Genomic DNA, 10,367 nt, shown 5'->3' with positions numbered 1-10,367 from the left:
TTACCCTCGGACGAGCCGCGTGACCCGAGACAGGACACCGGTGTCGTCAGCGGCTGTCTCGGTGTCGCGTCTGGCATCTTCGATGAGTGTGGGATCATCTATCCAACTCTGGAACCTGTTTGCGCTTTCAAACTGAACCGCCGGCCCATAAATACCCGCCCGAATATGGGCTGGCGTGGCCTTCTGGAACTCCCAACATTGCTGCTTGTCTAGATGCGCCGAGAAATCAGCGACAATCCGTCCGTCATCCTTGAAATCGAGTACACACAATCCGTCGGACAGCGCACTAATCCACTTCCGACGCCCCGGATCATGCTCCTGCTCGGCGGGGTCATCCAGCGGCACGTACTTCGGCGGTTCCTTCTCGGCGTACGCGTAAAGCTCAGCGAACACACTCCGAGCATCGGCGAGTCGATCCGATTGGTCCGGGAGCGAGATATCTCGCTGCAAAAACAGGTGAGCGAACCACGGAAACAAGTTACAGTCATCTGCCTGTCCCGCGATCTGCGCGGCTGCTTCGCGTTCATCCTTCTCCAGTTCGGAGAAGTTGACGTTGAAATCCAGCGTCTTCATCCGAGTGCGGAGTTCGGATTTCGGCTTGGTGGAGTCGTTCGAGGAGAAGATGAACGTCGGCATCTGGATAGAACCGTCCCACTTCCCCTCCCAGTACGACTTGATGATGTCCCGGTCGATCTTCGACTTCGCCACGTCGTCAACGATGTACGGGAAAACAGTGTCCGACGCACGAGCACGCTCAATGTTGTTTTTGACGAAATCGCCGCCAGTCGTGACTTCCTGCACGTACCCGTTCGAGATGAGTCGCGCCCCGAACCGCAGGAACATACCCTTCCCGCTGTCGTTGTCACCGTGGAGGAACAGGAACGGCAGATCCTTGTCCAGCTCTGCGGACTCGTATTCGGCGTAGTGATGGGCGCAGTAGTTAGCGAACGGAGCCCAACAGAAGTAGATGATTCCCTCGTAGAAATGCGCCCGTGTCTCTTTCGTCGTTCGCGTCTCACCGAACTCGCCGACAGTTTCGACGTAATCCTGAATCAGGTCAAGCGCGTCAGCGACTTCTTGCGGATCGTCGGGAAGGGGAGAAGATAATTCGAGGACGGAATCGTCAACCCGCAACCCGACCGATTTCTCGTCGCTATCGACGTTGAGGTCAGGATACCCGGTGAAAGTTTCTTTGTACCGCGCGATGCCGGCGGGTGTCGCCACGATTTCGCCGTCGTTGATCCGAATGTTATTGGCGGATAGCGTGTCGTCCAGATTCGAGATAGCGTCTTCAAGGCCCTGCGGGGAGAGTCGAACGCGCTTGTCCGGGCTGATCTCGGTCGGATCCGTGTCCGTATCCTCCGCGGCGAACACTGCTTTCTCTGCTTCTTCGGCATCAGTGACGACGTTATACGTATTAACCTGGTCCTCGTCAACTGCTTCGTCGAGTCGCGCGTTCAGCTCGGCGACCGGGTCATCACTGAACTCGTCGCCACCCAGCCAGATATCGTAGATCTTCGCCTCCTCCTCTGCCGTTTCAGCATCCTCGATCTCCTCGGTAAGATCCTCCATGAACGGCGTCGCGTAGTCCTTGTGGAACGCGTAAAGCCGTTCGAACCACTCGTCGACGGGCGTGTCCCCATCGGTACGCCAGGCGATGTTGACGTTGGTCTGCTTGCTCCCCTGCCATGCCTGCTTGGAAAGGTTCGCCGACCCACAGATGAGTGTACGAGACCCATCATGATTTTCCACGATGTAGAGCTTAGTGTGGAGCAGCACCCGCGCAGAATCGACGGTGTGGATGAGCAGATCTCCGTCCTGGCGTAGTGATTCCAGTTGCGCGGCGATTTTCTTTGCGTTGCTCCTGTTTTTCAGCGAGCGCCGGTAATCGTCGTGCTGGTTGTCCCCGACGACGACCTCCAGTGAATCTACTGCGACGTCCTGGTTCTGAAACATCTTGTAGATGAACGCAGGGGATTGACTGTACGTGACGCAGTAGACGTGCTGGGCGTCACCGAAGTAGTTCAGGAAGCTGTCCCATGATTTGTCGGCAGCCATCTCAAGTTCGGCGGTGCTGCCGTCGTCGAACTCGACTGTTGCTTCAAAGTCTGTCTTGGTCATGCGAGGGTCACCGGTGTGTTGACGGGTGCGTGGGTGGTTGCGTGGCTGTGCTGGCGTATGGTCAGATGTACGGGACACCGTGGATGACGCTACCCTTGGTGAGGTAGCCCTTCATGGCGAAATCGGCGCACTTGTCGGCGTAGTACGTCGTGATGGGGAGTCGGGTGGACCGACTCAGCGAACCGACGTGTGCTTCCGATAGCCAGTAGGTTTGCTCCGCGAGCGTGTCGAGATCTGACGATCCGTGGCGTTTCACGATCTGTAGCGGTCGCGGCGTGCCAGGACTGCCCTCCTTCCCACCCGTCGTGGTCAGGTAGGAATGGTCGCCGTTGTGGACGTGGAAGGCGACGCCTTTGTCCGCGATATCGAACCGGGACTTCGATTCATCGTACGCAGCGATGCGTGGATTTCCGGACTTCCGGATCTCGACGAGGTCGAACCGTTGAATCAGATCGCGGGCTTTGTCTAGCCGTTCGATGAGGTTCTCAACATCGAGGTAGAACTTCCCGTCACGATGGATGACTACGTGCCGCGGTGGCTGGCCTTCCTCTTTGGCGAAGATCTCGAGAACGTGTTTGATCACGTTCGCCACGTCGTCCTCGTCAAACGTTTCACCCGCTTGCTTCGTGACGGCCTCCGACGCGAGGATCGTTCCGTCGGCCATGATGACGTTCGCGGCCGCACCGAGGTGTTGCTTAGTCGCGTGGTCGTACGTCACGTCGAGTCCGACGAACGCGTCAACATCTCCGGGGACATCGTCGATACGCCACGGCACGCCGCCAGCTTTCCCGATAAGGGATGAACAGATGTTTCCGCAGTAGTTCTCGTTGCCGAGATTGTCGACGGAGATCATCTGACTCGGGACGCCGAGTTGTCCGAGTTGCCGTTTGAACTCGGGATACGGGTCGTCGTAGTCGGCTGCCGCAGCCTCGTCTTCATCCGGCACGACGATCAGTGCTGCATCGTAGTCACTCGCTTTCTGCGCGTGCTGGGAGTAGTGGAACTCCGAGCCGAGTTCGTAGGTCTCCTGATCGAACGCCGTTGGTCCCGCCTCGTAGTCTGCGAGCTTGTTGAGCAGCGTTAGCACGTACGGTCGTGCGTCGCTCTCCTCATCTTCCGGGTACAGCGCAATGAGGTCGAACGACTCAGGCTCCTTGTACACGCCGAATCCTTTCCGCTCCAGCCCGCCAGCCCCGTAGAACCCCGTCTTTCCATTGCCGAACAGGAGGTTCGGGATATTCGGGGTCTTGTGCTCCCGGTATCCGGCGTTCGTGGGCTGCGGGACGGGATCGAAGCCGAAGTACGGCGTCGGACCGAGCAAATCCACGAACGACGTGACGACACTGAACCGTTCCTCAGGTTTCATCCGGCTCTCGTTGTGGATGACGTTCAGGAACGTGTCATCGACACGGCCCAACTGTTCGAACGTCGGGATGACCTTGCAGTACTCTAAGAGTTGCGGGAAGACCGAATCCTCGCCACTTCCGTACTGTAGATCAGCAATGATCGGGTCACCGGCTCGCATCGAGTTGATGAGGTCCTGCTCGACGTGCTTTTCGTGGTACTCCGACATCGGGACGCCCGGTCCCTCCAACACATCGTCGTAGTCCATATCGATGACTTCCTTGACCGTCGCCGTACGAGCACTGTCGTACAGGTCAGTGTCGTGCTCAACGTTCACTTCGGCAATATCGTGGCCGCGCTGCACCCACTTGGCAGCTGAGAACGTCGATTCCAGGTGGTAAGCGACGTTCACGCCACAAATCACGGTTCCGTCAGCATCAACACGGATCCGGCACTTGTACTTCCGGTAGGCTTCGAACAACCCGCTGTTCGCGGTTCGCTGCGGGGTAGGCTCGATGATCGAATCGATCCCCGACACTTCGTACTGACTGGCAACCGCGCGCTTCACGTCCTGCTTGACGAACTCCTGAAGCGGCCCATCGTCCGTGTAGGAGCGCGCCTCCAGAGTCGTCTTGTCTTGGTGGATCGGTTCAATAGTGTACCCGTGGACCGAAATCGTGCTGTGGAGCTTTTCGGTCGCGTAAATGCGCCGCCGAGACGCATCAGCCGTTGTGACCGGGCTGTTGATCCGTGACTGGTAGTAGTTCGCTGCTTTCGCAGTGAATCCCTCAATCCCGTTCGTGAAGTCATCCGGGTCAATCCCGCCGCTCCCCGTTGCGCGGAGTTCATATTCCTGGACGGTGAGTTCCGGCAGGTTCCCGAGCTCGAACTGTAGCAGGTAGTTCCCTTCCGACAACGGCTGTTGGTGTAAGAGTTCACCGCCACCATCTGCTGTCGGTCGTGGCTCGCTCCTCACCTCACTACCCTGAACGAACTCCGACTTATCGCTTGGATCTGTCTCCGTTGAAGATTCACTAGCGTCACTCTCGGAGGGCAGCTCAGTCGATGCATTCTCTGCCCCGTCGTTCTCGGCTGCAGCAGGTGGCTCGTCGAGCGGTGTGACGTTCAGGTCGTACCCCGGGTTGAGTTGCATCTCACCACGGAATTCGTTCCCGACCGCGTTTTCCAGTTCATACCACTGTTGGATTTCCCACTCGAAATCCACAATCTCGTTGTTGTGGAATACGGTCAGTTCCACTGGCGTCCCCTCAATATCCTCCAACTGAACTTTTCGAGCGATGGCGTCGTGATCCCACTCCTCAGTCCCTGTGACGCGCAGTGAGATATCGATCTCTTCCCCATCCTCAATGTCGGCCTTCACTGCCATCACCAGCGACCAACGCGCAGCTATGATAAATAGGTTTCCACTAGCGTAGTTAGAAACACGATAATTAGATTTTAGGGCGTATTCAGTTCAGAAAACCATCCCGTGACGATTGGACAGACATTGCGGAGCGAGCATTGAACAACAGTGAGACCGGAGATACTCTTCACGACCCGCGGTAAACAGAGATGCCCTAACTGATTCGAAATAGGGACATTAGGATGCCGGAATATTTGTACTAGCCCAGAATAACCGTCCCTATGCTCGGGACAGGGGCCGCAGAAGAGTTCATCGATGACGCCGAACACCACAACCAGTGGTGGAGTGACGGAACTTCCCCAGAACTATCGCAAGCTACAGCCCTCACCCCTCGATCTGATTTCCACCGTGTCCTCAAAACGACAAACGACCACTACACTGACGATGTCGAGAATCTCGTCTACGCAATTCACGGACAGACCGGAATCGGAAAAACCACCCTTCTACACCAATTCATCGCAGCACTCCTCAACACGACTGACTTCCCGAAACAAGAGCAGAAACACGGACTCACATCCTCAATCGATCCGCGGCAAATCCTCTACATCCCCTTAGAGGACTCCCTATACCAGCTCGAACTCACAGGCGACGACATCAAACGCCTCAACCAGGTCATCGACTACTTCCAGACACACGTCGCACCCCGTCAAGAAAAACGGTTTATCCTTTTAGACGACATCCAAGCACTGGACCTTGATGAGGACCGTAAAGCAGAGCTACTCGACCTCGTCGACGAGAACACGTACGTATTCCTGACCGGCAACGTCCGCGCACAGGTCAACCTCTCCACCGTCGAAACTGCCGACACCATCGATGAGTTCGAAGGCCCATGGCCCATCCTCCCGATGAAATTCATCGATACCGTCCAAACCGGTGAAGGTCTGGGCGTCGATTTCAATGAGGAATTCAGAACTCAACTCGAACAATTCCAATCACCCGACTTAGACGGCCCATCACCGATCAAAACAATTCGCACCGGACTTTCCGGAACGAATTCAGAGACTAGTCTCGACACAGCCGTTGAGACACTCTCCGAACTCTGCTTCGACATCTTCGATGCGGACGACCGAGACAACCTTCACGACGCCGCGCGCGCCTACCTCCGAACAGGCGGTACCCTCTACCAGAGGAACGACCCTTCGATTAAAAACGACCCTTCGATTCGGAACGACCTCTCAAAGTCCCACTTCCTCCTCTTTCTCTACAAGGAACTCGCCAAGTACCGATCCATCCAACAACCCGAAAACCTCCATCGGCTCAGTTCCATCGCTGCCACTAACGCGGGTGAGGAACTCCAGTATACTGATCTCAGCGAGCAGATCGGCGTCGACAGGCGAACCGTTGATAGTTACCTTGACGTCCTCGATGAAGGTATCGCGGTCACCGAATCTCACGATTACTCCCTGCGCCGCTACCGCCGCACCCGCTTATATCTCCGTAACCCACGCCACCTCGTTCTTCTTTCCCAACGGCAGGAACACCATGGCTTCGAGGATTACGAACAACAGGACACGCTCAACTACGAATTCGAATACAAACTCGCCCGCACCGTCGCCTTCGACCACGCCAAACGCCTCGCCTACAACGTCGGAACAACCGATGTCGAATACACCGAAACTGAGTCCGGCCTCGTTGACTACATCCTTCATTGCAACGGACACGTCCTACCTTTCATTCTCTCCTACCATCCACACACTGGCAACGCCGAAACAATCGCCGAAGAATTCACTCCAGAATCCGGCCAGCACACCAAATCTGACAGTGAGGAACTACAGGAGTTAGACTACCAGGCTCCGTACCGGTTCATCATTACCGACAGCTTGCCAAAGAGTGTCGTCGAGAGCGAATCACTCGTTATTCAGAGAAACGATACAATGATTTGTCATCTTCCATTCTGGCTGTTCCTCTTGATTTGCTAAGTAGATACACCACTATCTTGACTAAAATCACTCCTCACCGGTGCTCAGTTTCGAGTCGTTGAGCCCGGGAGCAAGACTACCACGCTACCCAACACTTGGCAAGTTTTTATAAGACTTAGATAAAGTGACGTGCCGGGTCGGTTTTGGGTTGCATATTTTACATCCACAAAATATTCATCTGGTCAATACTCTTTGTGCTCATATGAGTGATTCCGACTACAAAATTCCAAACGATGATGATGTGATCCCCGAGGACATCCGCCCAGGTGCAGACCTTGCCGGTGCCGATCTCTCTAGAGCACTCCTCGCAGAGGCTAACCTCGCCGGGGCAGACCTCTCAGGGGCTATCCTCACTCGTGCCAGTCTTCGTGAGGCAAATCTCGCAGGGGCAGACCTCTCAGACGCCACTCTCAACAGTTCTGTCCTCCGCGAGGCCGATCTCTCCGATGCTGACCTCACGAACGCCCGCTGCCCTGCGGCTGATGTATCTGATGCTGACCTCGCCGGTGCCAACGTCTCCGACGCTATCCTCTTACACATTGATTAGCTGAACACAGGCGCTAAGCCCCCTCCCTCAAGGAGCACCGCAGTCCGTGTCAGCGGACAAGGAGCGCAGTAGAGAGGGGATACAGCGCCGTCATCATCTTCCATACACTGTCCTATTGCCGGTTCACAGGCCCATGCACCGATACACTTATGTTGAAACAATGTCTCAACACTGGTGATGGACAGGCACGAAATCGAGGGTCACGAAGTCATCGACGGCGAGGTGAAAGCCACCGGGAACGGCGCACACGTCCTCGTCCCGAAACGGTGGCGTGGCGCAGACGTGAAAATCGTCCGGACGTCCGAACCTGACGAGTAGTCCCATCCGATGAACTACAACTACAGGTACCGCCTCAAACCCACAGAAAACCAGCGCGAGACGCTGGACTACCACCGCAATACCTGTAGACAGCTCTACAATCACGCCCTGTACCGCTTCAACCAGATTCCCGAATCCGAAGGCACCGTCAAACAACGTGTCCGCAAGATTCGAGATGAACTTCCCGACCTCAAAGACTGGTGGGACGCACTCATCGACGTCTACTCGAAAGTGCTGCAACCCACCGTCATGCGGCTCGCCAAGAACATCAGAGCACTCGGGAAGCTCAAAGAGCGGGGCTACAACGTCGGTGAACTTCGGTGGAAGTCACCTCGGGAGTTCCGCAGTTTCACCTACAACCAGTCTGGCTTCGAACTCGACAAGAAGGGTGGTCAGACCGTGTTGTCACTCTCGAAACTCGCGGACATTCCCATCGAACTCCACCGACCGATCCCCGACGACGCCACCGTCAAAGAAGTCACGCTCAAAAAAGAGAAAACCGGCGAGTGGTTCGCCATCTTCGGTATCGAAACGGACACCGAACCGCCAGCCAAACCGTCCCTAGAGAATATTGACGCTGGCAAGATGGTCGGGATCGATGTGGGTATTCTCACGTACGCCCACGATACAGACGGAACGGCAGTCGAATCACTCGACCTCTCCGTCGAACGTGACAGGCTCGAACGAGAACAACGGAAACTCTCACGCAAAGAGCACGGGTCGAACAACTGGAAGAGCCAGCGTCAGCGTGTGGCTGAGTACCACCTACAAATCAAGCGCAAGCGGCATGACTTCTTACACAGACTCTCGAACTACTACGCTCGGAAGTATGACCTCGTGGCGGTCGAAGACCTGAACGTCAAGGGGATGATGGAGTCGCCATCGGACAGCCGCAACACGGCGTCTGCCGCGTGGCGGACGTTCCTCTCGTTGCTCGAATACAAGTGCGAACGTGAAGGCACGCACTTCGTGGCGGTCAACCCGAGAGGGACGACCAAAGAGTGCGCTCGGTGTGGCGTTGAAACCGACAAGCCGCTGTGGGTTCGAGAGCACTCTTGTCCGTCGTGCGGGTTTGAGGCGGACCGGGACGCGAACGCGGCGTGGAACATTCTTTCTCGCGGTCTTTCAGAACTAGGAGTGGGTCACTCCGAAGGAACGCCTGTGAAGACTGCGCTCCCTACGGACACCAATTCGGTGTCTGCAAAGTGCGTCTTGGAAGCAGGAAGCCCCTGCCTCAAGGAGCCGCCGAAGGCGGCGAGTAGGCAGGGGTAGTTCACTATTTGTCTGAGAGAGCAGTCAACGTCCGCTATCAAAATTCAGGTGTCCCGGATGTGTCAGAATCGCGGTAACAGCGCGTAGTCTAACCCCTTCAACGGTGGATAGCTGACTGGACGCTAATTTGTGCGTTTCAGCGAGAGAGTTATCTCCGCTGCGTGAATGTTCTCTGCAATCTGTTGTTCAGCTTCACCACGGACCTCACTCCACGTAGCCTCTGTGTGCCCGCGCGTCTTCACCATTGTCCAGTCGAGTGCCTCAGTCGGGGAACACCCTGCTTCGGTCAACGCCTGCAGGAAGTACCCAGCTGGCAGCCGCTTCCCGTTCTTGACGGTAACCTCAATTGAAGGCGACGGGGAAACGACACCAGCCTCAATTAGCCGGCTTGCGACTTTCTTGAGGACATCGTTCGATGCATAACGGGTTTCCGGGATGAAGTGCGTGATATCCTGCTCCGTATCCCATGGATTGATCGACCACGACTCAACGACTCCTTTTTGTTCCGATTTAAAGAGCTTCCAGACTGCTTCTTGTCCTCGTTTCCCCATGTCCTTCCGGTATTTCCGTTCGAAGTCGCTCACGTGATCTGCAAGAATCTCCAACGTGGATACGACTATTTCGGGCGGATCACTCTGCGCTTCCAACTCTGCCAGAAGGTTGTCGAGGGCTTCACGATCCGGCCTTTCGGTGATTTCCACCTCAATCGGTCCAACTTCCTCTATCAGGTATCGTGGTTCACTGTTACCGTCTCCTCGTGGGGCACGGACAACCACGTAAACTTCCGGGTCCGGAATCTGGTATAGGAGTCGGTCAGGCGCATCCTCACTGTGGACACGAAGGAATTCCACCCAATTGTTTGGAATACGCCAGAGTTGTTCACCTTGTACGACCGCTTGGCGAACCGCAGGCACACGCTCCATCCACACGTTCTTCTCATCCTCATCTCCGCCACTACCAACAGCCAGATACTCATCACCATCCCGAATAATAGAGACGCCGCCATCCTCATCACGTGGAGTGAGGGCCCGCCCCTCAGATTCTGTCCGGGCTTTATCAGGTCGAGAACTCACGAAGTTCGGTAGTACTTCCAAACGGTGCTCAGCTCGGTACAATTCATCCGCTTCAATATCGCCGCCTGTATCATTTGACTGCATTACATTTAGTCGACGTGGGCCTGGACACTTAATCAATTGCAAAGTTGTTACGCCGAATCAGACAACTAGATCGGGGGAAGAAATTCAGATAGTGAATTTTTCTCGGGGCCGCATCACGTAGTAATAATGCAGTTCACTTGTGGGTAGAACACATCTTGGAGACTGGAGATCTTCACAAAGGATGTGACGCCATTTGAACCGGTCAAATAAATTTGAACCAACGAGCAGGATAAGGTCAGGCGTTCTTGACTTTCCATCACTGGCGA

7 protein-coding genes are annotated in these 10,367 nt (G+C 55.6%); 4 read left to right on the top strand and 3 right to left on the bottom strand.

Translation table 11 applies throughout. From position 1 onward, the window contains the following. Both HZS54_RS20260 and HZS54_RS20255 read right to left on the bottom strand, forming a co-directional pair. The gene (locus tag HZS54_RS20260; RefSeq protein ID WP_179918861.1) at positions 1-2,121 is read right to left on the bottom strand and encodes a phospholipase D-like domain-containing protein; all 2,121 of its coding nucleotides are present in this window, start codon (positions 2,119-2,121) and stop codon (positions 1-3) included. A 61-nt stretch (positions 2,122-2,182) separates the two neighbouring features. Further along, on the bottom strand, positions 2,183-4,852 hold the full coding sequence (locus tag HZS54_RS20255; protein ID WP_179918860.1) for a Piwi domain-containing protein: 2,670 nt from the start codon (positions 4,850-4,852) through the stop codon (positions 2,183-2,185). 257 nt (positions 4,853-5,109) lie between these two features. Between HZS54_RS20255 and HZS54_RS20250 the strand changes: the two genes are divergently transcribed. The 4 genes from HZS54_RS20250 (at position 5,110) to HZS54_RS20235 (ending at position 8,944) form a co-directional block, all read left to right on the top strand. After that, entirely contained in the window at positions 5,110-6,807 is a 1,698-nt protein-coding gene (locus HZS54_RS20250; RefSeq protein WP_179918859.1) for an AAA family ATPase, read from the top strand. A 202-nt stretch (positions 6,808-7,009) separates the two neighbouring features. Beyond that, on the top strand, positions 7,010-7,354 hold the full coding sequence (locus tag HZS54_RS20245; RefSeq protein ID WP_179918858.1) for a pentapeptide repeat-containing protein: 345 nt from the start codon (positions 7,010-7,012) through the stop codon (positions 7,352-7,354). 177 nt (positions 7,355-7,531) lie between these two features. Continuing rightward, positions 7,532-7,672, top strand: a complete 141-nt coding sequence (locus HZS54_RS20240) for a DUF2080 family transposase-associated protein (RefSeq protein ID WP_121596018.1) — start codon at positions 7,532-7,534, stop codon at positions 7,670-7,672. Between the two features lie 9 nt (positions 7,673-7,681). Then, a complete protein-coding gene (locus HZS54_RS20235; RefSeq protein WP_179918857.1) occupies positions 7,682-8,944 on the top strand; it encodes an RNA-guided endonuclease InsQ/TnpB family protein in 1,263 nt (420 codons plus the stop codon). A gap of 122 nt (positions 8,945-9,066) precedes the next feature. On the opposite strand, the gene HZS54_RS20230 is transcribed toward HZS54_RS20235, so the two are convergent. Then, on the bottom strand, positions 9,067-10,101 hold the full coding sequence (locus HZS54_RS20230; RefSeq protein WP_179918856.1) for a hypothetical protein: 1,035 nt from the start codon (positions 10,099-10,101) through the stop codon (positions 9,067-9,069). Positions 10,102-10,367: the final 266 nt, after the last annotated feature.

The sequence above is a fragment of the Halosimplex pelagicum genome, from assembly GCF_013415905.1.
GTDB lineage: Archaea > Halobacteriota > Halobacteria > Halobacteriales > Haloarculaceae > Halosimplex > Halosimplex pelagicum.
The sequence above is the reverse complement of the archived record's forward strand: the minus strand, read 5'-3'. Positions and strand labels throughout refer to the sequence as shown.

Bases quoted from the DNA above. Each gene is read 5' to 3' on its own strand.
- HZS54_RS20240 (WP_121596018.1), top strand. From the start codon at position 7,532: ATGGACAGGCACGAAATCGAGGGTCACGAAGTCATCGACGGCGAGGTG.
- HZS54_RS20260 (WP_179918861.1), bottom strand. From the start codon at position 2,121: ATGACCAAGACAGACTTTGAAGCAACAGTCGAGTTCGACGACGGCAGC.
- HZS54_RS20245 (WP_179918858.1), top strand. From the start codon at position 7,010: ATGAGTGATTCCGACTACAAAATTCCAAACGATGATGATGTGATCCCC.
- HZS54_RS20230 (WP_179918856.1), bottom strand. From the start codon at position 10,101: ATGCAGTCAAATGATACAGGCGGCGATATTGAAGCGGATGAATTGTAC.
- HZS54_RS20255 (WP_179918860.1), bottom strand. From the start codon at position 4,852: ATGGCAGTGAAGGCCGACATTGAGGATGGGGAAGAGATCGATATCTCA.
- HZS54_RS20250 (WP_179918859.1), top strand. From the start codon at position 5,110: ATGCTCGGGACAGGGGCCGCAGAAGAGTTCATCGATGACGCCGAACAC.
- HZS54_RS20235 (WP_179918857.1), top strand. From the start codon at position 7,682: ATGAACTACAACTACAGGTACCGCCTCAAACCCACAGAAAACCAGCGC.